General features: G+C 39.4%; 31 protein-coding genes and 1 riboswitch. Of the genes, 10 read left to right on the forward strand and 21 right to left on the reverse strand.

What is annotated here, in order from left to right; translation table 11 throughout:
• Window positions 1-191 precede the first annotated feature (191 nt).
• Both NSQ14_RS01595 and NSQ14_RS01600 read left to right on the forward strand, forming a co-directional pair.
• Window positions 192-1,214, forward strand: a complete 1,023-nt coding sequence (locus tag NSQ14_RS01595; protein ID WP_034767373.1) for an MFS transporter — start codon at window positions 192-194, stop codon at window positions 1,212-1,214.
• Between the two features lie 292 nt (window positions 1,215-1,506).
• Complete coding sequence (locus NSQ14_RS01600) at window positions 1,507-1,947, forward strand: acyl-CoA thioesterase (RefSeq protein ID WP_041845402.1); 441 nt, start codon at window positions 1,507-1,509, stop codon at window positions 1,945-1,947.
• Between the two features lie 389 nt (window positions 1,948-2,336).
• Here NSQ14_RS01600 and NSQ14_RS01605 read toward each other — a convergent pair whose 3' ends face one another.
• From NSQ14_RS01605 to NSQ14_RS01620, 4 genes are all read right to left on the reverse strand, one after another.
• A complete protein-coding gene (locus NSQ14_RS01605) occupies window positions 2,337-2,477 on the reverse strand; it encodes a YvrJ family protein (RefSeq protein ID WP_034767376.1) in 141 nt (46 codons plus the stop codon).
• Between the two features lie 93 nt (window positions 2,478-2,570).
• Window positions 2,571-2,789: a DUF2922 domain-containing protein gene (locus tag NSQ14_RS01610; protein ID WP_034767378.1), complete on the reverse strand. Its 219-nt coding sequence runs from the start codon at window positions 2,787-2,789 to the stop codon at window positions 2,571-2,573.
• A gap of 36 nt (window positions 2,790-2,825) precedes the next feature.
• Window positions 2,826-3,044, reverse strand: a complete 219-nt coding sequence (locus tag NSQ14_RS01615) for a DUF1659 domain-containing protein (protein ID WP_034767381.1) — start codon at window positions 3,042-3,044, stop codon at window positions 2,826-2,828.
• Between the two features lie 267 nt (window positions 3,045-3,311).
• On the reverse strand, window positions 3,312-4,211 hold the full coding sequence (locus tag NSQ14_RS01620; protein ID WP_041847962.1) for a 3-hydroxyacyl-CoA dehydrogenase: 900 nt from the start codon (window positions 4,209-4,211) through the stop codon (window positions 3,312-3,314).
• A 257-nt stretch (window positions 4,212-4,468) separates the two neighbouring features.
• On the opposite strand from NSQ14_RS01620, the gene NSQ14_RS01625 reads away from it, so the two are divergent.
• Complete coding sequence (locus NSQ14_RS01625) at window positions 4,469-4,972, forward strand: DUF1648 domain-containing protein (protein ID WP_343127282.1); 504 nt, start codon at window positions 4,469-4,471, stop codon at window positions 4,970-4,972.
• Between the two features lie 253 nt (window positions 4,973-5,225).
• Here the strand turns inward: NSQ14_RS01625 and thiE are convergent, their stop codons facing one another.
• From thiE to tenA, 5 genes are all read right to left on the reverse strand, one after another.
• Window positions 5,226-5,840 carry a thiamine phosphate synthase gene (gene thiE, locus NSQ14_RS01630; RefSeq protein WP_034767388.1) on the reverse strand — a complete coding sequence of 205 codons (615 nt, stop codon included), beginning with the start codon at window positions 5,838-5,840 and terminating at the stop codon, window positions 5,226-5,228.
• Window positions 5,837-6,661 (reverse strand): hydroxyethylthiazole kinase, encoded by an 825-nt coding sequence (gene thiM / locus NSQ14_RS01635; RefSeq protein WP_346216789.1) that lies wholly within the window; start codon window positions 6,659-6,661, stop codon window positions 5,837-5,839. Before thiM ends, thiE begins: the two co-directional genes overlap by 4 nt.
• Before the next feature lie 149 nt (window positions 6,662-6,810).
• Window positions 6,811-7,617, reverse strand: a complete 807-nt coding sequence (thiD, locus tag NSQ14_RS01640; RefSeq protein ID WP_346216790.1) for a bifunctional hydroxymethylpyrimidine kinase/phosphomethylpyrimidine kinase — start codon at window positions 7,615-7,617, stop codon at window positions 6,811-6,813.
• Window positions 7,586-8,107 carry an energy coupling factor transporter S component ThiW gene (thiW, locus tag NSQ14_RS01645; RefSeq protein WP_034767395.1) on the reverse strand — a complete coding sequence of 174 codons (522 nt, stop codon included), beginning with the start codon at window positions 8,105-8,107 and terminating at the stop codon, window positions 7,586-7,588. Before thiW ends, thiD begins: the two co-directional genes overlap by 32 nt.
• 39 nt (window positions 8,108-8,146) lie before the next feature.
• Window positions 8,147-8,857, reverse strand: a complete 711-nt coding sequence (tenA, locus tag NSQ14_RS01650; protein ID WP_231553258.1) for a thiaminase II — start codon at window positions 8,855-8,857, stop codon at window positions 8,147-8,149.
• A gap of 199 nt (window positions 8,858-9,056) precedes the next feature.
• A riboswitch (TPP riboswitch) is annotated at window positions 9,057-9,145 on the reverse strand.
• Between the two features lie 152 nt (window positions 9,146-9,297).
• On the opposite strand from tenA, the gene NSQ14_RS01655 reads away from it, so the two are divergent.
• The 4 genes from NSQ14_RS01655 (at window position 9,298) to NSQ14_RS01670 (ending at window position 13,417) form a co-directional block, all read left to right on the forward strand.
• Window positions 9,298-9,837 (forward strand): Dps family protein, encoded by a 540-nt coding sequence (locus NSQ14_RS01655; protein WP_034767400.1) that lies wholly within the window; start codon window positions 9,298-9,300, stop codon window positions 9,835-9,837.
• Between the two features lie 211 nt (window positions 9,838-10,048).
• Entirely contained in the window at window positions 10,049-10,744 is a 696-nt protein-coding gene (locus NSQ14_RS01660) for a Crp/Fnr family transcriptional regulator (protein WP_161792846.1), read from the forward strand.
• Between the two features lie 454 nt (window positions 10,745-11,198).
• Entirely contained in the window at window positions 11,199-13,115 is a 1,917-nt protein-coding gene (locus tag NSQ14_RS01665; protein WP_346216791.1) for a cation-translocating P-type ATPase, read from the forward strand.
• A gap of 80 nt (window positions 13,116-13,195) precedes the next feature.
• Window positions 13,196-13,417: a heavy-metal-associated domain-containing protein gene (locus NSQ14_RS01670; protein ID WP_034767410.1), complete on the forward strand. Its 222-nt coding sequence runs from the start codon at window positions 13,196-13,198 to the stop codon at window positions 13,415-13,417.
• Window positions 13,418-13,498: 81 nt separating this feature from the next.
• On the opposite strand, the gene NSQ14_RS01675 is transcribed toward NSQ14_RS01670, so the two are convergent.
• Complete coding sequence (locus NSQ14_RS01675) at window positions 13,499-13,687, reverse strand: DUF4351 domain-containing protein (protein ID WP_346216792.1); 189 nt, start codon at window positions 13,685-13,687, stop codon at window positions 13,499-13,501.
• Window positions 13,688-14,068: 381 nt separating this feature from the next.
• Here NSQ14_RS01675 and moaC point away from each other — a divergent pair, with 381 nt between their 5' ends.
• Window positions 14,069-14,557 (forward strand): cyclic pyranopterin monophosphate synthase MoaC, encoded by a 489-nt coding sequence (moaC, locus tag NSQ14_RS01680; RefSeq protein ID WP_108897370.1) that lies wholly within the window; start codon window positions 14,069-14,071, stop codon window positions 14,555-14,557.
• Window positions 14,558-14,613: 56 nt separating this feature from the next.
• Here moaC and modB read toward each other — a convergent pair whose 3' ends face one another.
• The 4 genes from modB to mobA all read right to left on the reverse strand — a co-directional run bounded on the left by modB (window position 14,614) and on the right by mobA (window position 17,313).
• A complete protein-coding gene (modB, locus tag NSQ14_RS01685; protein WP_034767414.1) occupies window positions 14,614-15,276 on the reverse strand; it encodes a molybdate ABC transporter permease subunit in 663 nt (220 codons plus the stop codon).
• A 103-nt stretch (window positions 15,277-15,379) separates the two neighbouring features.
• A complete protein-coding gene (modA, locus tag NSQ14_RS01690) occupies window positions 15,380-16,159 on the reverse strand; it encodes a molybdate ABC transporter substrate-binding protein (RefSeq protein WP_346216793.1) in 780 nt (259 codons plus the stop codon).
• A gap of 14 nt (window positions 16,160-16,173) precedes the next feature.
• Entirely contained in the window at window positions 16,174-16,683 is a 510-nt protein-coding gene (locus tag NSQ14_RS01695; protein ID WP_034767418.1) for a MogA/MoaB family molybdenum cofactor biosynthesis protein, read from the reverse strand.
• A 15-nt stretch (window positions 16,684-16,698) separates the two neighbouring features.
• On the reverse strand, window positions 16,699-17,313 hold the full coding sequence (mobA, locus tag NSQ14_RS01700) for a molybdenum cofactor guanylyltransferase (protein WP_346216794.1): 615 nt from the start codon (window positions 17,311-17,313) through the stop codon (window positions 16,699-16,701).
• 126 nt (window positions 17,314-17,439) lie between these two features.
• Between mobA and NSQ14_RS01705 the strand changes: the two genes are divergently transcribed.
• Window positions 17,440-18,147, forward strand: coding sequence for a Crp/Fnr family transcriptional regulator (locus tag NSQ14_RS01705; protein WP_244910476.1), 708 nt, complete (start codon window positions 17,440-17,442; stop codon window positions 18,145-18,147).
• A gap of 84 nt (window positions 18,148-18,231) precedes the next feature.
• Here NSQ14_RS01705 and mobB read toward each other — a convergent pair whose 3' ends face one another.
• Genes mobB through moaA form a run of 6 tightly spaced genes read right to left on the reverse strand, consistent with a single transcriptional unit; the run spans window position 18,232 to window position 22,761 of the window.
• Window positions 18,232-18,726 (reverse strand): molybdopterin-guanine dinucleotide biosynthesis protein B, encoded by a 495-nt coding sequence (gene mobB, locus NSQ14_RS01710; protein WP_346216795.1) that lies wholly within the window; start codon window positions 18,724-18,726, stop codon window positions 18,232-18,234.
• 5 nt (window positions 18,727-18,731) lie between these two features.
• Window positions 18,732-18,965 (reverse strand): molybdopterin converting factor subunit 1, encoded by a 234-nt coding sequence (gene moaD, locus NSQ14_RS01715; RefSeq protein WP_034767424.1) that lies wholly within the window; start codon window positions 18,963-18,965, stop codon window positions 18,732-18,734.
• Window positions 18,962-19,435 (reverse strand): molybdenum cofactor biosynthesis protein MoaE, encoded by a 474-nt coding sequence (locus tag NSQ14_RS01720; RefSeq protein ID WP_034767426.1) that lies wholly within the window; start codon window positions 19,433-19,435, stop codon window positions 18,962-18,964. The genes moaD and NSQ14_RS01720 overlap by 4 nt, the downstream gene beginning before the upstream one ends.
• Window positions 19,435-20,691 carry a molybdopterin molybdotransferase MoeA gene (locus NSQ14_RS01725; RefSeq protein ID WP_095141831.1) on the reverse strand — a complete coding sequence of 419 codons (1,257 nt, stop codon included), beginning with the start codon at window positions 20,689-20,691 and terminating at the stop codon, window positions 19,435-19,437. The genes NSQ14_RS01720 and NSQ14_RS01725 overlap by 1 nt, the downstream gene beginning before the upstream one ends.
• Window positions 20,692-20,703: 12 nt before the next feature.
• Window positions 20,704-21,714 (reverse strand): MoeB/ThiF family adenylyltransferase, encoded by a 1,011-nt coding sequence (locus NSQ14_RS01730; protein WP_346216796.1) that lies wholly within the window; start codon window positions 21,712-21,714, stop codon window positions 20,704-20,706.
• A 36-nt stretch (window positions 21,715-21,750) separates the two neighbouring features.
• Window positions 21,751-22,761, reverse strand: coding sequence for a GTP 3',8-cyclase MoaA (gene moaA / locus NSQ14_RS01735; protein WP_346216797.1), 1,011 nt, complete (start codon window positions 22,759-22,761; stop codon window positions 21,751-21,753).
• 350 nt (window positions 22,762-23,111) lie between these two features.
• Here moaA and NSQ14_RS01740 point away from each other — a divergent pair, with 350 nt between their 5' ends.
• Complete coding sequence (locus NSQ14_RS01740; protein WP_326974027.1) at window positions 23,112-24,299, forward strand: MFS transporter; 1,188 nt, start codon at window positions 23,112-23,114, stop codon at window positions 24,297-24,299.
• A 455-nt stretch (window positions 24,300-24,754) separates the two neighbouring features.
• Here the strand turns inward: NSQ14_RS01740 and NSQ14_RS01745 are convergent, their stop codons facing one another.
• A complete protein-coding gene (locus NSQ14_RS01745; RefSeq protein WP_227130542.1) occupies window positions 24,755-25,870 on the reverse strand; it encodes an IS4 family transposase in 1,116 nt (371 codons plus the stop codon).
• Window positions 25,871-25,924 lie beyond the last annotated feature (54 nt).

A 25,924-nucleotide genomic window follows, 5' to 3' on the forward strand; every position in this document is an offset into this window, starting at 1 on the left:
ATTTGTGGTTTGCGCGAACAATTTCTTACTTTGGTGATTCGCTATATAATATCGCGCTTATGTGGCTGGTCTACGAGAAAACATGATCTGCCTTCCACGTAGGACTAATATTAGTTGCAAAGTTTCTACCACAATTATTATTCAGTATGATATTTGGCGTATGGATTGATAAATAGAATCGAAAATGGTTAATGCAAATCTCGGACTTCATCCAAGCTTTCACAACTGGTGTCTTTGCGGTTTTACTATTCGTAGATGTTTTCGAATTACAATATATTTATTTTATTACAATTATCTTATCCTTATGTAATAACTTGTTTGGCATTTCAAATACATCCATACTTCCGGAATTGGTCAAAAAGGATTTGTTAATTACCGCGAATTCTTTACTGTCAACTTCTCAACAAGTAGCAAGACTTGTCGGTTCCACAGTTGGCGGTATATTAATTGCGTATACAGGTGAAGCTACCGTCATTGCCATTAATGCCATAACATTTTTTGTATCACTCGCTTTTATTCAATTCATTCGATATGAATATACGCCAAATCAACAAGAGGGAGTGAAGCATTCATTAATTAACGATATTGTCGAAGGGTTCACTTGGCTCAAGAAAGAAAGAGCGCTAGTGACTTTAATTCTAATAGGTATGCTAAGTAATGTTGCGTTAGGCCCGACCAATGTACTCCCTCCAATGTTAATAAAAGAAGACTTTAATGGAACGGCTGCCGCTCTTGGGGTATTTGATTCATTTATCGGAATTGGATTGCTGGCTGGGGCTGTATTTGTTGGTATCGTTTCTCCTAAAAAAATCGGGATGTGGTTTTCTTTCGGTTTGGGTATGCAAAGTATAGGGATGTTCGTTATATCTTTTTCTCCCAATTTAATTTTTGCTAATTTAGGCAATTTGATATTGGGTATCGCTATCATTATAACCAACATACCGATGAGTACATTTTTTCAAGTTATGGTACCGACAAATATGCGTGGTCGTATCAATAGTATAAGTTCTGTTTCATTCAATTTTTCAATACCTATTACATATGGGGTCGTAGGTATTTTGGCTGATAAAATAGGTGCTCAAGAAGTTTATGCAATTGGAACAGCTATTCTATTTATATGTGTTGTTTTGGCATTTACAAACAAAGAGCTGGTGAAATCATTTATTGGTGCGGATGAAGGAAAGAAGCAGGAACAGGTTGAAAGGAATCTATAAAAATTTTATCCTGATAAATTAAACAAGGTTATTCATCATTTTAAGAAGGCGTATTTTTAAGGCAAAAGAATGGTGTTTCGTGGCTATTCAGAAAATGAAGCTTTTCCTATATGGGTTCGCCGTAAATCAACGCAAACCAGGCGCTTTTTGGTGTATAAAATTTTCGTGTCAGCTAATTATCACTATCTATAAGGCTGATATATCCCTGGCAACCAGCTTGAAAGTGAAAAGCAATAGATTTAAAATTAAGAATAATATATACTTATGAATAAATGAAAAGGAGGGGGACGCAATGGAAGATCTTTATCGGTTTCGTCACCGGCTGCGTGTTCGTTATTCCGAAATTGACGGTCAAAAGATTGTTTTTAACGCACATTACTTAACGTACCTAGATATTGCGATTGCTGCGTATTTTGAAGAAGGTTTAGGACTTGATTTACATGGTATGGCAGAGGAAGGCAAGTTTGATTTTGTTGTAGCAAAAACAACATTGGAGTATAAAGACTCTGCTAGGCTGGGTGATTGGCTTAATATTTGGGTTCGGTTAAAAAAACTTGGCCGCACCAGTTTCACAATGGAATTTAAAATTACGAGAGAAGGGGAAAATAATCCGATTGTTTTAGCAGAAATTATTTATGTCAGTTATAATCCGGAAACAAAAACTTCGCAGCCTGTCCCAACATTTTTACGGGAAAAAATGGAAGCATTTGAAAGCGGTGTTATAGCCGACTAGGAAAAAACAAAATAGAAAAAATTGTCTTTCATGAATGATTTGCACATTATCATCTTTTATAAATTTTGGACTATCGTATCATCATAGAATTATTGGCTTTTGTTAGGGTTACCGGTTCATTTTATCTCATTGAGCAAGGAGTTCCCATAAAGGATTATTGGCTTTTGTTAAGTTGACCTTTCTATCCAAATGTGGAGGAGATTCTACCGGTATGGGCTTTTGTCAGGGATTTGCCACGGGGATTCAAAGTTTCATCTTGGGTGGTGCCGAGTTAGAAGCAGCAAGGACGGCTAATGAATCTATCTTAAGTGCATAAAAATTAAGAAGGCTGCCACCATTATTTTCTGCTGTTTAATGCAGTATGAATGGGTAAGCCTTCTTATGAGTCATTATAAGTTGGTTAGTCGATCGGGCAAGTTGTTGATTGATTGGATGACTTGATCGAGCTTTGTTTCAATTCGGTAAAGGAGAATCAAGGTCACAACAATCGGAAAACCGACTTCCCCGATTAATGAATACCATTCAGTCATTCTCTTTCCCTCCAAAATTTAATAGAAAGGAAAGCCGAGGAAGTACGCAATGTACTAGACCCGGCTTCCGTCAGATTATAGATTCCAGGCTGTTTATAAACTGAATACTTCTGTGTTCTTGCTAATTTTTCTTGCTTCTTTAATCGATGCTAAAGAGGCACCGCTTGATGTTTCAAAAACATTGGCTGTCAAAATTTGATTCATAACATTGCGAATGATTTCCTCGTTTAAATCGTCTTTCGGGTCATTTACTGTAATGCGAACCGTTTTTCCATCAGTCGCCAAAAAAACAAGTTCTAAATTTGTCTCCATCTACTTTCCTCCTCGCTATTTTGTTGTTTTTTACTATTAAGCGTAAATTTCCTTTTTGTCGTCGCGTTCAACGGTATAAAACGGCAAATTTGACAGGGAAGCTAAGGCTGTTGCTGCTTGGTGAATTTGATCATCCGTGCTGGTTGTTTTCACGTTATTATAGCTTTTTGCTTTATATACCGGTTCCCCTTTTTGATTCAGGCCATTTTCATAAAGGACACGGAAGCTTGTTTTTACAATATTTGCTTTTGCCATCTCTATCACCTCCTCCCTTCATTTTTGTTATAGAAGGTTTTGCAAAAAATGGTCATCGTTTTTAAAAAATTTTTTTGAAGTAGCATAAAACTTTGATTAGTGGGAGGTAATGCTTGTAGTAGTACGAACGGCATGTTTAGAGGTTGATCGGTACCGATTGTTCTTGAGAGCGAATCTCGTGGCCGCTTTTTCATCACCGCTTAATTATATTTTTACAGTAAAAAAAGCCGGCTCAATAGAACCGACTTCCAACAAACTTAATCAAAATTATCCTTTTAAAAATCCCGGTTGGGCAAAACTGGGGTTCGGATACTTATAAAAGCCTTCTCCTGTTTCGCGCCCAAGTTTTCCTTTATCAATGTATTCCCTCTTTAATAATTCAGCAAGCTTCATAAACTCTTCATTACCCGTTGCTTCGGCTTTTGCCAATGTAATATTATACGCTGTTCTTATTCCTACTACATCGAGGATCGCAAATGGTCCAAGTGGAGCTCCGGTGGCAATCATCCATGTTTTGTCAATTGTTTCAGGATCGGAAACTTCTTTTACCAATAACATTTGAGCAGCTTCCAAAAATGGAACTAATAAAGAATTTAAAATATAACCCGGTTGTTCCTTATATAAAGGTAAAGCGACCATTCCAATTGCTTTAGCAAATTCAATTATTTGATCAAAATATTGCATGTCTGTACCGGGATGTTTCATAACTTCTGCGGTATTATTTTTCCAAATTTCATTGGCAAAGTGCAGAGCCAAGAATTTTTCCGGACGTCCTGTTGCTTCAGCAAATTGGCTCGGTAATAAGGTTGAAGAGTTTGTCACAAAGACAGTTTTATCGGGTGCAACCGCCGCCAATTTTTTATAAAAATCGACTTTAATTTCAACTCGTTCCGGAACAGCTTCAATGACAAGATCAGCATCTTTAACCGCTTCAGCTAAATCACTATAAAATGAAAGACGATCGTAAGCAGCATCGACTTCTTCTTGAGTTGCCTTTAAATCTTCTTGATAACGAGGTTTTAGTTTCTTGATTCTCTCTTTTGCCAGTTCCAATGCTTCATCGTTAATATCGTAGACAGAAACTTGAAATCCGTGAAAAGCAGTTTGGTAGGCAATTTGGCTGCCCAATACTCCACTTCCGGCGACTGTAATATTTTTGTAGTTCATCAGAATGCCCCTTTCTGTATAGCCGAGATTTGTATATTACTAGAATTGCAAGTGCTTACAATTATGTGATTAAATGGAATCAACCACTATAAACATTGTACAACTTTCACATTCTTTTTGTCTATTATTCTGTTTGGCGATAAAAATGAATAGGGAATCTGGAAAAATTCGGCAACGGGAACAGCCTCCAATATAATGAAACCTTGAAGAGATTTAACCGTATATATGTTAAGAATTGATGATTGAGGTGGGGACCTGTGTCTAACTTTCAACGTCCAAAAATACGTATTCCGAAAACAAAAAGTGAGTGGGTTTGGGATGTCATCGGTTATACTGCTTACATTGGTTCAATCGTATTTTTGTTGACCATCTGGAATCGGCTTCCGGATCAAGTGCCGGCTCATTTTAATTTAGCCGGTGAAGTGGATCGGTGGGGGTCAAAATGGGAGTTAATTATCTTACCGATTATTGGCGGGATAACACTGATTATTATGCAATTTTTGGAAAAACATCCGGAAGTGCATAATTATCCGAGCCGGTTAAATGAATCCAACGCACCGCAATTTTATTTACTAAGCAGAAAAATGTTGAATCAGGTTAAGAATATGTGTTCGCTTATTTTTACTGCGATTATATTAGAATCTGTAACCATCGCATTAAAATGGGGTAAGGGATTTGGTGTATGGTTTTTGCCCGTTCTTATCATTGCTGCCTTCATCCCGCTCATTATCGGGTTAATACAACAGCGTAAGATTAAGTAGGACTATCTTCTTGGCTAATCAAGAAGATAGTCCGACAAGAGGTGGATTATGAGAATAGTTTGCGAATTTCCTAGCTGTCTCGAACATAGCGCCACTTGAATGAACAGAATAGTTTGCGAATGTCCTAGCTGTCTCGAACAGCGTCACTTGAATGAACAGAGCAGTTTTGGAAATGGCCATTCCTTCTCGACCATAGCGTCAATTGAATGAACAGAACAGTTTTCGAAACGCTCTTGCCGCCTCAACCATAGCCTCACTTGAGTAGTTTCCGATAGGCTTTTGCCACTTCGAACGGGTCATTTGCTTTCATAATCCCGGAAACGACCGCAATGCCGGCAATGTTTTTACCGCCTAGCATTGAGACATTTTCTAAGTTGATTCCGCCAATGGCTACTGCCGGAATTTGAATTGTTTCTAAGATTTTGTCCAGCATTCCGGGTGGGAGCACCTTTGCATCTGCTTTTGAAGTAGTTGGAAATACAGCGCCAACTCCGACATAGTTCGCCCCGTTTAATTCTGCTTCACGAGCTTCCTCAGGATTGCCGACAGATACGCCAACAATCATTGATAAGGGAATGATTTTTCTTATCGCCGGAGCGGGGAGGTCGCTCTGTCCGACATGTACCCCATCTGCTCCGACAGCCAAGGCAATATCAACGCGATCATTTATAATTAGCGGTATTTGATATTTTTCCGTTAACTCCCTCAGTTTTACAGCCTTTTCATAAAAGACTTTACCGTTCCCGGATTTTTCCCTCAGTTGGACAATGGTTACCCCGCCTTGAATAGCCAACTCCACTTTCTTAAGCAGTTCATCTTTGGGCAGTGTTTCATCGGTTACTAAATAGAGACGATAATCGATAGTCATAAGATCACCCCGGTTAATTTGGAAAGATTCATATGTTTATATAATGAAAGATTTTCAAAATTAGAGACGGCATCGATTAAGTTTACTCGAAAAGTACCTAGTCCCAAATGACCCTCCAAGTTATTTTTTGCTACCTCTCCTGCAATCCCCATAACTGCCATCCCGGCGATACTTGCAGCTAACCAATCATCGGTAACGGCTGCAAAAGAGGCAATGAGCGCAGTACTCATACAACCCGTTCCGGTAACTTTTGTCAATAAAAGATCGCCATTACGTAACCCGTAAGTCGTTTTTCCATCAGAAATAATATCTGTTTCGCCGCTAATCACAGTAGTCACGGAATACATATTAGCGGTAGTTTCTGCGATTACCTGTTTACTTTCGGCGACATCCCCGGCATCGACGCCCCTTGTTTTGACCTCGTCATTTATAAGGGCATTGATTTCTGAAACATTTCCGCGAACGATGGCGACATCAACTTTTTCAAAAAAATCACGAATCACTCGGGTTCGGTATGGCGTCGCACCCGCTCCAACGGGATCAACAACAACCGGAATTCCTTTCTTGTTTGCTGTTTTTCCTGCTATTAACATGGCTTCATACATTCCATCATTAATTGTGCCAAAGTTAATCACAACCGCATCTGCTAAGTTTGCCATATCACGAACATCGTTTTTTCCTGTTGTCATAACAGGTGATGCCCCAATTGCCAATGTCACATTTGCACAGTCGTTAATTGTTACATTATTTGTCATTTGGTGGATTAGCGGATTTTTTTGCTGAACCTTGGTTAATAATGCTTGAAATTTTGATATGTCCATTAAAAAACCACTCCTCGTATAAGTAATAAGGGTTGCTTCACTGAATATTTGGTGAACACCAATTAATCTATGAATAAGTTGCGCCACCTCGCTAACGTTCCATACCTTTACCGCGGTGAACACTTTGAATAAGGCCGGCTACCTAAGTTTTATTGGTTCATAAGATGGGCTCGTTTATATAATTCATAAAAATGGTTGGTTGGTCCATGCCCGTTTCCGAGATCCAAACTATGCTCAATTGCCACTTCAATATAGGCTTTTGCCAATTGCACAGACGTTAATAATGTGTTCCCTTTGGCAAGGTTGGCAGCGATGGCACTGGACAAAGTACAACCGGTTCCGTGCGTATTTTTTGTATGGACACGTTTGCCTTTCACCCAATAGAAATTTTCTCCGTCATAAAAGAGGTCATTCGGGTCGGTGCTTAAGTGTCCGCCTTTTAGCAACACCGACTTTACGCCCAGTTTTTTAAAGGAAATACAAGCACTCTTCATATCCAGTTCGTTTAAAATTTTTTGCTCTGTTAAGATTTCCGCCTCCGGAATATTTGGTGTGATGATATCGGCAAGCGGCATCAGTTCTTCCTTGAGAGCAGAAATTGCATCTTCCGCCAGTAATCGATGTCCACCTTTTGAAACCATGACCGGATCGAGAACAATATGGTTTGGTTGATATTTGGCAAGTGTCTCAGCAACCGTTGTAACAATCGATGGGCTGGACAACATCCCAATTTTGACCGCATCCACTTTAAAATCATCAAAAACAGCCTCAATTTGATCTTGAATGATTTGTTCATCAATATTTTGGACAGAGCGGACTTCAACCGTGTTCTGTGCGGTTATTGCAGTAATGACGGACATTCCGTATACACCGTGTGCGGCAAATGTCTTTAAATCGGCTTGAATTCCCGCCCCGCCGCCTGAATCAGAGCCGGCGATGGTTAATGCTGTTTTCATGGATGATTCCTCCCCATGCTTTATTTTTTTGCAATGCTTTTAATAATACATAGCCGAAGAACGCCCCTGCAAAAGAACTTAACGTGAAGGCAGGGATAAAACCGAAAAGAGTTGCCTCTTGACCGAGTAAGAAAACGGCGATGGGATAACAAGCCAAGGCCCCGAGAATCCCTGTGCCAATAACCTCACCGGCTGCGGCAAAGATAAGCTTATTTGTTTTCGTATAAATATAAGCTGCCAAAAATGCCCCGATCATACTTCCCGGAAAGGCGAAAATACTTCCCGTTCCAAGCAAATTTCGTAAAAGTGAGGAAATAAAGGCTTGTGCAACCGCATAACCGGGCCCGAGCAAAACTGCCGATAGTAAGTTTGCAAAATGTTGTATCGGAAAAATTTTTGCAAAACCTACCGGAATATAAACTAGGCTACTTGAAACAGTTGTCACAGCTGCAATTATTGCGGTTATCGTCATTTTTTGTGTTTTTCTCATGGAATCATCCTTCCCGTTTTTTAGGACGCGAATAAAAAATCAGATTGGCCAGTCTTGTTTTTTCTCATTCATTTCCCAAAATAAATATTCATATTTTGAGGTGATTTGAAAATGCTGCTCTATCGTATGAAGTTCCTCTTCTGATTTTTCGATTGTCAATTCATCGATTAAGTCAATTAACCACTGGGTCCCAGCGCCGAACGTTTCCGAAGAGTAGGTTTCAATCCATTTTTTATAAGGATTTGTCGCCAGCGTTTCTCCATAAGTTGATTTTAATAGTTTCCCAATTTCCCAATAATCCCAAGCACACGGCAATAGACAGGCAACGAGTTCAGCAAGGCTTCCATTGGCTGCCACTTTTCGCATATAACTCGTATAGGCAAGGTTAATTGGTGTTGGTTCAGTTGCTTCTAAATCAGCGCGGGTAATTCCAAACTCGGCAGCGTATTGACGGTGTAGTTCCATTTCGAAATGCAAAGTTTCATGGAGAACCGCAGCAAATTTTGTCATGATTTTAAGGTTATTTGCCTTCTCTACCCCGATAGCAAACAACTTCGCATAGTCAATTAAATATACATAGTCCTGCTTCAGATAAAAGATAAATTTTTCCCGGTCTAATGTTCCGGTTCCCAACCCAACGACAAAAGGATGCTGATGGTTTTTCTCCCAAATCGGTTGAACGTTTTGATAGAGTCGGTTTGAAAAATTTTGCTTCAACAATAATTCCTCCTTGTTTACCGAGGAACCGATTGCTTTGAACCAGCGATCTGTAGGGTCAGTGTAAGTAATGATAAAAATATTGGTAATGAGCTTTATTGTTTAGTTTCCGGTGTCCCTCACTTTTTTAATGAAAAAGGGTCCTGGAAAACTAATCGATCTGAAGGGGAAATAAAAAACCGCCCTCCATGATCGGAAAGCGGTTTGGTAAATTACAAAAATATGTAGATTGTAATTTATTAACCTACTTCCCTCCGCTAGTACGAACTAGATCAGGTTCAAAGGGTACTTCTCAGCCAACCGGCGCCCCTAGTAGAGTTTTATGAATATTCATTTTCATTACTTTTAACATATCATAGTCGGGGACTTTGTGCAACAGGAGATTTATTTTTGATTTCTTGATTTAGGTCAATTTTTTTTGAAAAGGGACATCTTATAATCAACTTGTAAGTAAAATACAGGAGGTAAGAGAAATGAGTATCTTAAGTCCCGAAGAAGCATTGAAAAAAGAATTAGAACAAGATCAAGTGGAACATGATCATCATCATCCGACTGCTGCAGCTATGACGAATCATGTCGTTGCAAATTTGGCCATATTGTGGACAAAGCTTCATCAATATCATTGGTATGTGAAAGGTTCAGAGTTCTTAACACTTCATGAAAAATTTGAACAATTGTATCGTGAAGCGGCAAACTGGTATGATAAAATTGCAGAAACCTTACTTGCAATTGATGCCAAACCTTTTTCGACAACGGAACAAAATATGAAGTACACTTTTTTAGAAGAAAGTGCGGCAAATAAATACTTACCGGCACATGATATGGTTGCTAATATTGTGGATGATTTCCGCATGACCCGGGATGTTGTTCAACGTGCGATCAAATTAGCTAAGGAACAAGACCAACCGGTTTTGGAAGATGTATTAATTGATTTTAAAGGTTATCTCGAAAAAGAAATCTGGATGTTGCAAGCTTTTCTGGGTAAAACGGCCTTAGAAGATGAAGAAGAGTAATCTTATTTTTTATGGGAAATTATGGTAATGATGTTATTATGTGCGACGAGGGAGCCTGTTTTTCACTGGGAACATATTAAACCGGGCTTCCTGTGCGATGAGGAACAGTGAGTTTATTTTTCACGAGGAACAGGTTAATGATGTTATTAAATCAAGCTTTTTGTGCGACGAAGAAGAGTAATCTTATCATTCATGAGAAAGAGGGGATTCAATGGCACATGAACACTGTCATAACCACGCCTCTTGTATCCGGCTCGTGCCCATATTCAACCATTTAGATGACGAACAAATGGATAAAATTGCCGAATCAGCGAAAAAACTGGACTTGAAAAAGGGAGAAATGCTTTTCCATGCCGGTGATGAAGACGACACCTTGTACATCGTCAATAGTGGGAAAATTAGGGTATACCGCCTATCCGACACGGGTAAGGAACAGCTGGTAAGAATTTTGAATCCGGGTGACTTTACCGGGGAGTGGGCCCTTTTTCATCCGGGAGAGGTACATGAAAATTATGCCGAGGCCGTTCAAGATTCATCCGTATGCTTGATTAAACAAAAAGATTTGCAACGGTACTTAACGGAATATCCGCAAATATCTTTAAAAATTATTTCGGAAATGTCGGAGCGGCTAATGAATTCCGAAAAACAAACGATGCAAGTGGCCATTGAAAAGGTAGAATCGCGAATTCTTTCATTTTTAGCTGATTGTGTGGAAAAAGGGGCAGGAAATAGTCCGGTGATCACACTACCAATGGCAAAAAAAGATCTGGCCTCCTATTTAGGTACAACACCGGAAACGATAAGCCGAAAGTTTACTGAGTTGGAGAAACAAGGTTTGATTGAGCAATTGCCAAAGCGGAAAATTAAAATCAATGACTTAGATCAACTTTTGTTATATGGGGAATAGAGGTCCTAAGAACAAATCTTAGGGCTTTTTTCTATATAAAAAACCATTTTCAGTCTCTGCGGTGTGGCCTGACGCTACATGAGGGACCTCAATCGTGCCCTATCCGAATTCAACAGTCCCCCCAGTAATTCACCAATTCCCCCTTGAAATCAACAGTAAAAAAGGAAAATTCAACAGTACTCGGGTATAAATTCAACAATAAAATTGAAAAATTCAACAGCTCACCCAGTGAATTCAACAGTAGAAAAGGAGAAATCACCAGTGTACCCAGCGAATTCAACAGTAGAACCCCTGAATTCACCAGCCCTCCCCTCAAATTCACCAGTCGCCACTTTTAGGCAAGAAGCCTCATTTTTATCGACGAAACATGTTTCACCAATATTGATGAAGGTCAATTTTTTTTCGTCGCCGATTCTTTAAAATAAAGACAAAGATAAATATTGGAGGGATTAAAATGACCGCAAAAATAAATCAACATAAAAACCAGATTACGTGGATTTCGGGAACTTTGATTATCGCCGCAATTCTATCCAAGTTATTTCACTTGAGTGGATTAAGTAACAGTTTCCTCATTATTGCAACTGTAATCGCCATTGTACCTATAGCGATTAAAGCATGGCAGGCAATGATAATGAGAACTTTTAGTATCGAATTACTTGTCTTCATAGCAGTAATTGGAGCGGTTTTTATTCAGGAATATACAGAGTCAGCCGTCGTTACATTCCTATTCTTATTAGGCGACTATCTGGAAGCAAGAACTTTAGAAAAAACACGTTCATCATTAAAAGAACTTGTAGATATGGCACCGCAAGAAGCAATTTTACTACATGCAGACGGTTCTCGGGAGGAAATAGATATTGACTTGGTTGAGGAAGGAAATCGCTTAGTCGTTTTACCCGGCGGAAAAATTCCGGTGGACGGACGTATTGTAAAGGGACATGCACTTATTAATGAAGCTGCGATCACCGGTGAATCCATACCGGCGAATAAAGCGGAAAATGATCGTGTGTATAGCGGTTCTATTCTCGATAACGGGTATATCGAAATCATTGCTGAGAAAGTCGGTGAAGATACGACTTTTGCAAAAATTATTGAACTCGTTGAAGAAGCACAAGAATCAAAATCGAGTGCAGAACGTTTCTTGGATCGTTTTGCCAATTACTATACACCGGCCGTTGTTATTTTATCATTATTTGTTTTCGCATTTACTCGTGACTTACATTTGGCCATTACTTTTCTTGTTATCGCATGCCCGGGTGCTTTAGTAATCGGGGCACCGGTGTCAGCCGTTGCAGGAATCGGGAACGGTGCAAAAAATGGTGTCCTCATAAAGGGCGGTGACATTATGGAGAAATTTGCCAAAGTTGATACCCTTGTCTTTGATAAAACCGGTACCTTAACAAAAGGAAAACCGACAGTAACCGATTTTCACAATTTGACCTCAATGCCGACAAGGAAACTATTAGCGCTTATTGCAAAAGCAGAAACCATTTCTGAACACCATTTAGGTCAGACAATTGTTAAAGAAGCAGAAAAAAACGGAATTGATTTGTCTCGTTTTCAAATAACGGAAAGTGAAGCAATTAAAGGGAACGGGATTACGGCAACCGTAGACGGGTATTCAATTGTTGCCGGGAACCGTAAATTGATGAATGGAAAAGGAATCAAAATTAATTACGGGGCTAGTCTCTATGCAATTGAACGGGAAAAAGCAGGGAATACCGCTATCTTTATCGGAATAAACGGAGAACTGGCTGCCATTATCTCTATTGCGGATCAAATTCGTGATGATGCAAAGGCGGCATTAGCAGATATGCGAGCCAATGGTGTGAAACGAATCATTATGTTAACCGGTGATAACCGCCATACCGCAGAGGCCGTAGCAAATGAACTTGGGATGGATGAATTTCATGCGGAACTGTTGCCAAATGAAAAAGTTGAGTATGTAAAAAAATTGAAGGATCAGGGGGCAATTGTTGCGATGGCCGGAGATGGAATCAATGATGCGCCGGCAATTGCTACAGCAGATATTGGACTGGCGATGGGGGAAGGGGGAACTGATGTCTCAATGGAAACTGCTGATGTTGTATTAATGGCCGATAAGCTCTCCCAATATGCCCATGCTTTTGCCTTATCGAAAGCGACCATTCGGAATATGCGGCAAAACATCTTTATTGCTTTAGCGGTTGTTGTCATCCTTTTACTGGGCGTCTTGGCGGACCAAGTACACCTTGCCGGGGGAATGTTTATTCATGAAGGAAGTGTCCTTGTCGTCATTTTAAATGCCATGCGGTTAATCGGCTTTAAAACAAAAATAGCAAGTGAAGCTGGGAAAACAGACGGCAGGCAGAGAGAAAAATTAGTGGCTTAAGAGAAAACTTGATACCCGTCAATTTTTTTACAAGGGAATTCATATAAAATAAAAGTACAAAATAACAAGGAGGAATGAACATGGCAAAAGCAGTTATGCAATTAGAAACCTTAACTTGTCCATCTTGTATGAAAAAAATTCAAGGGACGCTAGAAAAAATGGACGGGGTTAATCGTGCAAAAGTTCTTTTCAATTCCAGCAAGGCCAAAGTCGAATTCGATGAAAGCATAGTAACCAAAGAAGACCTGAAAAAAATTGTTGAAAAATTAGGGTACCAAGTTTTAAATGTAAAAACAGCGTGATTTCGTGTCGCAAAAAAGCCGGGAAGGAGAAAACCTCTATCCCGGCTTTTGTTTATACATAAAAATTAAGGACTGGCATGTTTAATAAGAAATGATCTTTTTCACATCATCTAAATGATTATAATTAAAAATATTACTCAAAATTAATTCCAATGTTATGACATCAAGTTTCTTTATATCTTCTTTCATTTCCTCTGGCAAACAGCCGAATTTTACTGTCAACAATTGAAGAGCGGTTTTAGATAATGCTTTTGCTTCCCCTCTTTCCATCAGTTCTATACCCTATATTATACAATTTTATCTGGTTCTTCGCCATCATTTCGTGTAACCGTTCGCATAACAGTGGGGTTGAAATGAATTTTATACCTATCTAATCCTAACTGCATGATCTCGTAGTTCAAGAGTTGATAGGGAAATTTGGTAGGGGAGTACACCATAGTGGAGAACCCTCAAAATAAATTGAATTTCACTATTTTTTCATATACTATTAGGTAGATAAAGAAAACTCGGGCGTCCGAGCCTTTAGGCGATGGCAAAGACGCAAGAGCACTTATACTTAATTCTTAAAATTTCCAACTACGTTGAATTCGCTTCTTTGCTGGAAATTTATACTTTCTTAACGTAAAAAATAGAAAAGACAGGTGAATGAATGTGGCTGAGTTTACCCATTTTAATGAAGAGGGCCGGGCAAAAATGGTTGACATTTCGGTTAAAGAAAAAACATCACGAAGAGCGGTTGCAATATCCAGTGTATTAATGAGTAAAGCCGTATACGAAAATATTACCGAAATGAAGAACAAGAAGGGGGATGTGTTGGCGGTTGCTCAAGTTGCCGGTATTATGGGGGCAAAACAAACATCAGCGCTAATCCCGATGTGCCACCCAATCTCCATTACCGGTGTAGATCTTTCGTTTGAGTGGGAACCGGTTGAAGGTGAGCAGTACAAACTGTTAATCCAAGCCGAGGTTAAGACGGTAGGAAGTACAGGGGTGGAAATGGAGGCACTCACTGCCGCTTCGGTTACCGCATTAACCGTCTATGATATGTGTAAAGCGGTAGATAAAGGTATGGTCATCGGCCCGACCTATCTACTAGAAAAAAGCGGCGGCAAAAGTGGAGACTTCAAACGAGGAGAATAATTTAACTAATAAACTGCCCTTAATCAACAAGGGCCGGTTTTTTCACTTTATTTGAGTCAATTTCTGGTCTTGCTTCGATCATTCGTAAAAAACAATAGAATAAAAGAAAATAAGATACTGATTACACAATAGTACCAAGCAGCCGTCATGTTACCAGTTTCAATTGCAAAAAAGATGGCTGTCGGGATTGTTTGCGTGTGGCCCGGAATATTGCCGGCAAACATAAGGGTAGCGCCAAACTCGCCAAATGCCCGTGTAAAACTTAACGCAATTCCCGAAAAAATTGCCCGCGCCGATAAAGGAATTAACTGCCATTTTAACAATTGCCAATTTGATGCCCCGTCGACTTTGGCCGCATCAATAATCGTACGGTCAATGGAGAGAAAGCCGGTTTTCATGGACTGATACATTAATGGAAAAGCAATGACGGAAGCTGCAAGGACGGCTGCCGGGATGGTAAAAATGATACTTCGGCCAATTAGCCATTCAAGAGCTTGACCTATCGGGCTGTTTTTCCCGAAAATGACAATTAAAAGAAATCCGATAACCGTTGGGGGTAGGACTAACGGCAAAAAAATTATCGTTTCGACAGCGGCTCTCCCGCGGAAGTTTTTAAAAATCAGCCAATAGACAGCGATAATTCCGATAAAAAATGTAATGATTGTTGCGACCGTTGCAACAAAAATTGATAATTGCACCGGATACCAAGAAAAACTCATTTTTTATTCACCTAATTTCTGGCAATGGCGAAAAATACAAGGTAAAAATAGATCCCGGGGGCTGCCAACCGTCAAACGTAGTAAGAAAACAAGGACATAACTTTCAATCTCCAACTCTATCAAATCCGTATTTTTTAAATAATTCCATGCTCTCATCACGAAATATAAAGTGGTAAAAATTTTCGGTTGCCTTTTTTTTCGCATTATCGTGCTTATTTCCATCAATAATGCCAAAATAATACTTAATTGGATCATGGGTTGAATCATCAATCCGCTCAACGACCTCAATATGATCTTCACCTAATGTATCACTTACATAAACAATGCCGGCATCGACCGACCTTTCTTTAACAAACGTAAGAACTTGCCGAACGTCCTTTGTATAAACTAAGCGCTCCTGTACATCGCCCCAAATACCAAGATTTTCTAGTGATTGTTTCCCGTAGGTGCCGGCCGGGACCGCATCCGGCGTACCAAGGGCAATTTTTCCATTGGAGTCAAGTAAATCATTGATGGAAGTCAGCTCACCATTTACCGGTTGAATCAATACTAAATGATTTTGCAAAATGGCTTGCCCCTTTTTAATAAATCCAGCTTCATCCAACAGCTTGTAATCTTGTTCTGAGGCTGAAAAAAAGATATCTATCGGTGCTCCTTGTTCAATTTGTTTTCGTAAAGTACCACTGCCGCCAAAGTTATAATTAATTTTAATGTTTGGATATTGATGTTCAAATCCTTCCTTGAGCTCTAAAAGGCTATCGGTCATACTCGCTGCTGCAGATATGGTCAATTCAACTTGATTTCCGCTATCAGCTTTTGGGCTTGTACAACCGGTAAGAATAATCAACAAACTTAATAAAAGTAAATATACTTTCTTAGCCAAAATGATTTACCCCTTTATAAATCTTTATGAATTTCATTAACCGCATGTTTTATTTCCGGTAAAATCAGCTTTTCCATCGCTAATTTCACTGCTCCTGTTGAACCGGGCACCGAGAAGACAATGCGATTATTGGCTATTCCTGCTATGGCACGGGAAAGAATGCTTGCAGAACCGATATCAAATTGATAACTTAAATAACGAAAAATTTCCCCAAAACCGGGCAACTCTTTTTTAAAATATGGACGAATCGCTTCTATTGTTACATCACGCTGAGAAATTCCGGTTCCACCGTTAAAAATGACGGCATCAATCGCATCTTCATGGATGGCAGTCTCCAATGTTTTTTGAATTGACGCAACATCATCCGGAATGATTTCATACATGCCAATATGATGGTTATCAGTTTTCAGCAGTTCAATAATGGTTTGACCGCTTTTATCGGTGTCTTTATTACGCGTGTCACTAACGGTTATCACCGCACAAGTGACCGTTTTGAGCTTGCCTCTGTCATGACAATGTCCCATACGTTTACCTCCAATCTACTTGAGTTCTTCTCCAAATATTGAAACTTCCGGCTGGATATATTGAAAGAAATCAGTTTTCCGGTTAATATTGATGAAAGGTTGTTCTATGTTCATCGGAATGTACCGAATATTGAACTTTCCAAGTAGTTGCTGAACCGATCGTTCTCCATTCTCAAGCATATGTCTGATTTCGTCCTTAATTGAGTAGTTATAGATGGCAATCAATGGTTGCTTTTTCCCTGAAACAATGGGTACAATGCCGTCTATATTTTTATCAATGAATTTTATTAACTGTCCAAAAATCGAAGCTTCTACAAAAGGGACATCAATGGGTGTTACCATATACCATGGGGACGCCCGGTACTCCATCGCAGAATAAAGACCAGCAAGTGGTCCTTGACCTCGAAATTCTTTTACATCATTAATAACTGCCACATTATGTCTATCCCTTTTAAACTTTTCTTGCAAATTCGGTTTGGTAACGATCACAATGGATGAACAGAACGGTTGGATGGCATTGATGGAACACTGGTAAAAAGGTATACCGTCAATTTCAGCAAATGCCTTAGGTGAGCCGAATCGACGTGACTCTCCGCCTGCAAGTACAACGCCTTGGTATATATCGTTCATAACTGTTGCCCCATTTCTGTTGTATTTTTTACTATGACAATATTGTTAACATCCCGAAAGAATTCTACCCGTTGTGATACAATATAGTTATGTTTGTAAACTATCATAGTAAAGGGGGGAGAACCTTTGCAAACTTTGTCCAATAAAAGAGAACGGTTATCTGATGAATTACGGCAATTGTTAAAATCGATCGGAACCGTTCGATCAATCCATGAAGATTCTTATCTCTTCCATCAAGGGATGGATGCGAAAGAAATGTATTTAATCAAATCCGGTTTGATCCAAATTAGTATGCTCTCTTCAGAAGGGGAAGAGATGGTGCTCCGGATTTGTAGAACGGACGACATCGTAGGCGAACTGACCCTCTTTTGTGATGATCCGAAGTATTTACTGAATGCAAAAATCATCGAATCCGGAGAAGTATTTGTCATCAACATTGATAAATTACAAAAAGAATTAATGATCAATCACCATTTGTCCATTGAGACGATGAAATGGGTAAGCAACCATATGAGAAAGTTTCAAACTAAATTACGGGACTTACTGCTCAACGGTAAAAAGGGTGCACTGTATTCAACGCTCATCCGCTTATCTAACAGTTATGGTGTTCAAAGGAATGATGGTATTTTGATTGATATGGCCTTCACCAACCAGGAACTTGCCAGATTTTGCGGTGCAACTAGAGAATATATCAACCGGATGCTTGGCGAGTTAAGAAAAAAAGGAATTCTATCCATCGATTCATCCGGTAAAATCTTGATTAAAAATCTACAATATTTAAAGGAAAAGAATCGTTGTGAAAACTGTCCGGTAGAAATTTGCAATATTGACTGATTGCTGGATTTAGCACTTTGGATGGCTTTTGCCACTGGTCATCAGATAGAATGTAAAACGCCCTCCTCAAACCAGGGTGTCTTTTTATTTATTTTGAAAAATTGTTTCGCTAATCCAATGGCATAGTTTCTTTTCCTCACCTTTCAGAAAAGTCGGTAGAGATGGATGATCCATTGGAAACCAAGTCATCACCGCTAAAATATTTGTTAAAGATTTTAATAGATGCTGATCGTTTTTATTTTTTAGTAAAACAATTTTCGGATAGTTTTCATTTTTAAAGCCTTCCACCACTAAAACTTCCGCACCCAATCGTTGGTAAAAGGGGAGGATTTGCGAAAGTTCCCAACGGCCTTGGTTTGCCAGTTGTAAAATATGTTCGCCGGTTACGCCCGAAACAAAGGCACCTGATGTACGATGTTGTTCACTATCCGTATTGGAAATTCCGGCAGGTTCGCCGCCATGTCCGTGATGTTTTAAGGAAGCAACACGAATACCTTTTGTTGTGAATGTTTCGATAAGGTGACTTGCAAGTGTAGTTTTTCCACTGTTTTTATAACCGACAATTTGAATGATGTTCATCCCGGTTACCCCCCACTGACAGGAGGAATTAAAGCTACAACGTCACCTGCACGGATGACGTCATGATCCAATGCATATTCTTCATTGACCGCAACCATGGTTGTCTCCATTTGCGATAAATGGTAGGATTCTGTCAGAGTTTGCTTTAAATCCTTCACCGTTACTTCTGTAATAGCGAGTTTAAGCTCTCTTTGGCCGATTTCATCTTGCAGGTGGGCAAAAAGTAAAACTGTAATCATTCATTATCACCTTCCATTTTCGGTTTTCCTGTTGGGTAAGCGACATTTTCCAATTGATCACCAATCCATGTTTCACCGTTTTCCCAATGTTCTTTTTTCCAAATAGGGACGATTTGCTTAATACGTTCAATGGCATATTCGTTAGCTTCATAGGCAGCTTTCCGGTGTGGAGAAGAAACGGCGATACATACGGCAATATCGGAAATATCCAGGCGCCCAATGCGATGGGTGATTGCGATCTTTGTATCCGGCCATTTCCTTTGAATCTCGTCTCCAATGGTCTTTAGCATTTTTTCTGCCATCGGGATGTATGCTTGATATTCCAAGTAAAGCGTCCGTTTGCCTTTCGTCCATTCCCGTACCGTCCCGATAAAAGTTGTCATTGCACCGGCGTTTCGGCTTTCGACTTTTTTTATTAATTGGTCAACCTTGATTGGCTCACTCGTGATTTCAAACAATTTTTCTTTCATCACGATTCTCCTTCTTGATCTTCCAGTAATAAACAGGAAACTTCCATTCCTTTTGTAAAACCTCTTGTACCCCCGGGCAAGTTGATAAGCACATTTGCTTCCGCTAAAGAAGAGACGACATTTGATTTGTCCAAACCAATAGGATAAGCAATGATTTTTCCGTTTTCAAAAGATAAGCGGCCTCGGACAAAGCGGTCGAACGGGTTTGGTTTTGGAAAATCGGAACCGAGAGTTGCAATCGTCTTTTTCACTATTGGATTTACACAATGTAGATAGGCACGTATCATCGGACGGGTAAATAATTCGAAGCCGACATAACAGGCCGATGGGTTCCCGGATAGGCCAAATAAGAGTTTCCCGTCCTTCACTGCAACGGTTGTCACACTGCCCGGACGCATACCTACTTTATTGAACAAAACTTCCGCACCAAGTTTTTGATAAATGGCTGGTAAATAGTCATAATCACCGACTGATACGCCGCCTGTTGTAATTAAAAAGTCTACTTTATTTAAGGCGTCGGCCACTTGCCTAAAACAAGTATCAAAATCATCATTGAATTGGCCAAAGTTAACAGGTTTCCCGCCGGCCCGTTCGATTTGGGCTGCGACCATATAGGTATTGCTGTTACGGATTTTCCCGGGTTGGAGTGGTTCATCTACCTTTAATAATTCACTGCCGGTTGCAATAATGCCAATCGCCGGTTTCGTGCTGACCGGAACTTGTTTATAACCGAATGTGGCAAGCAAGGCGACAACACCCGGATTTATATACGTTCCTTTTGGGGCAAGGACGGTGCCTTTTTTTGTATCCTCCCCGATTAAGGAAATATTGTCGCCCGATTTTACTTTCCGTCTCACTTGAATGAAAGGTTTTCCGTCTGTTTCAATTTCGCGCACTAACTCGAGCATGATGACCGCATCGGCACCTTGGGGAATAGCTGCACCGGTCATAATTCGTACCGCTTGCCCCGGTTGCAGCATATAAGGAAATACACTGCCTGCCCCAATTTCACCGACCACTTCCAATTGAACGGGATTTGTGCTTGATGCATGTTCCGTATCCGCTGCAATGATCGCAAATCCGTCATACGGGGAGCGGTTAAAGAAAGGGACATCATGCGTAGCAATCAAATCGTCACCAAGAAACCGGCCAAAACTTTCTTCTATTGGAAGGAATTCGATTGAGCCGCTTTTTTGATAGGCCATTACTCGTTTGATCGCTTCATCCACTTTAATAGGTTTTCGTTTTTCTACCATTTTTGTTCCCACCTAACCGACTAATTGATAGTAAATAGTTTTTGCAATTTCTTTTGAGTTTGTGCCATGGATTAAAGCCCGTCCATCGCGGAAAAATACAATCCGGTATCCTTTATATTCAACAGAAACAAGATATGGATTGGTTTTTACCGGTCCAACCGTTTGTAGACGACCGGCTAAAGTTTCGAATTCATATGCTCGGTTCGAACGGATCTGGACCGTATTTCTGCCGCAAAGCACTTCTGATTTTGTTTGAAACTCATAGTTTAGATGTGGATAGCTTGGTTCATTTCCGCAAGTCGGACAGGTATCTTTTTTTGCACGTGCAACATTGATCATCTGGTACTGGTTATTCCATAAATCAAAGGTGACCAGTTTTGTCCGTAATGCTTCTGTATCTTCAACGAAAAGTTTAAGGGCTTCCGTTGTTTGATGGGCAGCTACCATTTGTACTGCCGGGGAGATGATTCCAACTGAGTCACAGGTGGCGTTCATCGCCGGTGTTATGTCCAGTAAACATTGGAGGCATGGGGTTTCATTGGGGAGAATCGTATAGCTCATCCCCGTACTGCCGACGCATGACCCCATAATCCAAGGAATATTCATTTTGTGGGTAAGATCGTTCAGGGTAAGGCGAATATCAAAATTATCGGTAGCATCCATGATAAGATCAACATTATCCAAGAGCGGGAAAAGGGACTCGCTTGTCGCATCCATTACATATGCATCAATTTTGACCATTGAATTGATGGCATGTAGCCGATTTTTTGCCGCTACTGCTTTTGGTATTTGGTCAAGGCAATCTTGTTCCGTGAATAAGGTTTGCCTTTGCAGATTGCTATATTCGACATAATCGCGGTCGATGATGGTAAGCTTGCCAATGCCGGCTCGAACTAACATTTCCGCATTCGCCGATCCTAATGCCCCGCAACCGACCATGAGCACATGTTTTTCACTAATTTTCTTTTGCCCGGCATCACCAATTGGTTTGAACTGTTTTTGCCGAGAATACCGATCTATCATAGCCGATGCTCCTTTCTGTTGCTGTCCTTTTGTTAATTAACCGCCGATATAGGACATTTCAATTTTTTTCCGGTTTCTTGCCGTCTCTTCTGTTCGTTCATCGGAGTATCTGTCCGTTCTCGCACCCCAAATCTGCATGATCGTTTCAGTCAGCTTATGATCGTCTGCACCGGATCTGAGTAATTGTTTTAAATCAAAGCCGTCTGTGGCAAACAGGCAAGTGTACATTTTTCCATCTGCCGCAAGTCTAGCTCTCGTACAAGTTGAGCAAAATGATTCAGAAACCGAGGTGATAAAACCGACTTCCGTATTTGTCCCTTTGTAACGATATCTTTTTGCCACTTCGCCTATATAGGACGGGTCGACAGGTTCCAATTCATAATGCGCTGAGAGAAGGGTGTAAATTTCTTTTTTCGCCATAACGTTTTTGAGGTCCCAGCCATTTGTAGAGCCAACGTCCATAAATTCAATATATCTTAAAGGGATGTCGTGCTGTTTGAAATATTCAGCCATAGGGAAAATTTCTTGTTCGTTCATTCCTTTTTTCACGACCATGTTTATTTTGATGTTGAGACCGACTTCTTTTGCTTTATGAATTCCTTTTAAAATATGAGTGGAAGGCACACCACTATCATTAATTTGCTGACATAATTTTTCATCAAGGGCATCGAGACTAACATTTATTCGCTTAAGACCGGCATTTTTTAAGTCGCCGGCTAATTTTTCAAGCAGAACGCCATTCGTAGTCAGTCCGATATCTTCCAATCCATCAATTTGTGTCAGCCGCTCGATTAAAAATGTGATGTTTTTTCTTAGAAGCGGTTCGCCACCGGTCAGACGGATTTTTTTTACCCCAAGAGAGACAAAAATTTTTGCCAAACGTTCAATTTCTTCAAAACTAAGGAGTTGTTCTTTCGGCATAAAGGCAAAGTCCCGTCCAAAAACCTCTCTTGGCATGCAATAGCGGCAGCGGAAATTACAACGATCCGTAACAGATATTCGTAAATCATGCATTGGCCTGCCTAATCTATCAGTTAACACCGTCATACGATGATCTCCTTTAATATGACTTCATATATTCATTTTATCTTTTTTTGGGAGTTTCTCTGTAAACTACATCACAATGTCACGAAAAATATGGATAAGCTCTTTTAAAGCATAATCCTTTTTATGATTAGTTTATTTTGGAATGGATAAAGTATGAGTGGGAAATAGAAAAAATCATTTATTTATAAGGATGAATTAAAAAAATTAATCTGTAAGTATAAACTGATTTTTTTGTTTATAATGAAATAATAGTGATATAGATTGAAAGTTTAACATTTATATTTTTTGGGTTTTGAAAGGCAGGTGTATCACTTGCATATGCTTCAAAATAAAAACTTTTTTTAATCTGGATGGCACGAATGATTTCAGGCTTGGGCGATTGGATCTTTCTCATAGCCATGCCACTATATATTTTTGATATTACTAAATCAACTATTGCCACAGGTTCCATGTTTATTATTCAAATGTTACCCCGATTATTATTTGGTTCTATCGCGGGTACATTCGTTGACAAACGAAATAAAAAATGGACTTTAGTTATTGTGGATGTTGTTCGCGCAGTTGCTTTAGCGCTTTTATTTTTTGTTCCTTCAGGTCAATTATGGGCATTTTTAGTTATTGCATTTATTCAAAATCTAGTTGGAACCCTATTCATTCCGGCCCACCGTTCATTATTAGTGGCAACAATTAGCCGGGAAAGATTGGTGGTGGCCAATTCTATTACGGTTGTTAGTGATAATATTATACGTATAATTGGTCCATCAATTGGAGGCGCTTTACTGGGCATTGCCGGGGTAGAGATAGCCATTGCAACAGAAATTTTTTCATATATGATCTCTTCAGTGTTATTATCTTTGGTGGCAGTTAAATCATCTCAACAAAAAGGTGTAGAAACTTCATTAAAACAAAAATGGCTGGAGTTTTGGGGAAATTGGTGGAATGGCTTGAAAGTAGTTGGGACAAATCAATTATATTCCACAATTTTTTTGATGTTTTCCTTCATTTGGTTGGCTCAAGGAATGATTAATGTGCTGTTTGTCCCGTATGTTATAAATGAAATGGGTCAAACATCCGTTGAGTTCGGCTGGATTGAGTCAGTTCAAGGAATTGGCGGATTGATTGGCGGTTATTTGTTGCTAAAGTTAAACAAAAAAGTAGCCCCCTTTCCTCTTATTATTAGTAGCTTACTGGCAAGCGGCGGATTTGCTCTTTTACAATTTAATATTCCCATTTTATTTTTTGTTTTTATCATGAATGCTTTCCTAGGTATTACGGACGTCATTTCCAGTGTTCGGTTGGAAACATTATTGCAAGAACAAGTACCTGAAAACTATATGGGGAGAATCTTTGGTGCTTATAATACTTTAATGGCTTTGACCATGTTAATTGGTATGAGTATCGCAAGTTTTTTAGGTGAAATGATGGGAACGGTCATGTTATTAAATATAAGCGCACTCCTCTTTTTCCTAACTGGAATCGTGGGCTATCGAGCATTAAAACAAAATATGAAAGTGTCGCGACATGGAAAAAACGATTAATCCACAAGACGTTTGGATAAATCGTTTAACGAGTCAAAAACTGATATCTTCCATTTTCTGTGTCGTCCATTGCTTTTTTCATTCTTTGTTTGCCATTTCTCTGTCCAAAAATACGACTTTTTATCAAATGCAACAGGGCGTATAATAATTGGGCCGTTTTGCACTTCCAATGAATATAATTCCGGATAAATGTAAAAAAGGAGTACCCTGAGAAAATCTTCTTTGTACAGACATTCGTTTTAAACAGTGAAGAAGCAATAAACTAGATTCAGTTTTTAAAACCAAATCTAGTTTATCTATTTTTCTTCACTAGTGTTGCATAAATAATGTCATAATTTTCAGATTAATTATTTTCCCAACTTAGGGCCAAAAAAGTAAATACCCAACTAAAGGTGGCTCTATCCATTCAGAATTTATATACAATTAAGACTTGTGCAACAACGGCATTTTAATGATTAAGGGACAGTTTTTCCTTCGATTTTTCGAATCCAAATATGCGCTGGTTTCCACAATGCAGCCCTTAAATAACGACTAATTTGCAAGATTTTACGCTTACTTTTTGTTTCGATTTGTGCGAGGATATGTAAGCAATAAACAATCAGTGCAATAAACACTTGATTTTGAATCGCCCATTCGCTTTGACCGTAAAATTTTTTGATATTGAGATGTTGTTTGATCCATTTAAAAAATAGTTCGATAGTCCAACGTGATTTATACATCTCTGAAATTTCTTCGGCACTCAAATCAAAACGATTCGTGATCAAATGGAGTACATTTCCTTTTGAATCCATTACTTTTAGAAGGCGAAAGTAGTTTTCAGCTCGGTTTTGTGTCGTTCCAATCAAGACCATTTGATCCGATAAAACAGATGAACCCTCGGGTAGTTTAAAATCATAAACCTCCCGTACAACTGCGTTTTTTCGTAGCCTTGAAAGAAAAAAGTAACCATCGTCTGTCAAACGGTCAAATCTTTCGTAGTCTAGATAACCACGGTCAAACACATACATGCATTCCTTGTCGTCCACCATAATCTCAAGCTGACCACGATCGTGTTCGTTTGCCGTTGTTATCACGGCCTTTTCAGGGTAAGAAGTTCCTTTTTCCATAAATACCAGGCGTAAATGTAACTTTACCCCCGCCTTTGTTTTACGGAACTTTGCCCACCTATGATTGGTCAAATTGAGTGGTAATGTGCTTGAATCAATAATTTTTAACGGCATGATTCGTTTTGTGTAGTGTGTTTTAGCGTGAATTTGTCCGACTAGATCAAGGAAAAGCGACTGAAACAGATCTGGATTCATGCCATTTAATCGGCGAGATAGCTGAGAAATACTTATAGAATCAAGGTTTACTGCCTTTTGAAGTTGGTCATCGAAAAGGCAATCGCCCAATGCATGAAGACTTTCAACTTCCTTAAGTTGTGCAAAAAGTAATAATTTAAGAAATGACTCTGTCGTTAATTTTTTTGTATAGAAATCTAATTTCATTGTTTTCACGTTTTCTTCTAAAACTCTCAGATTTATCGGTGAAAACCATTGTCCAAATGAATTTTTTCGTGTAATCTTATCCATGAGCGTTGTCCTTTTTAATGGATTTGGACGGATTACCACCAACTATTTCCATTA

Origin of the sequence: Caldifermentibacillus hisashii (assembly GCF_039654145.1) — a bacterium.
GTDB classification, from domain to species: domain Bacteria; phylum Bacillota; class Bacilli; order Bacillales; family Caldibacillaceae; genus Caldifermentibacillus; species Caldifermentibacillus hisashii.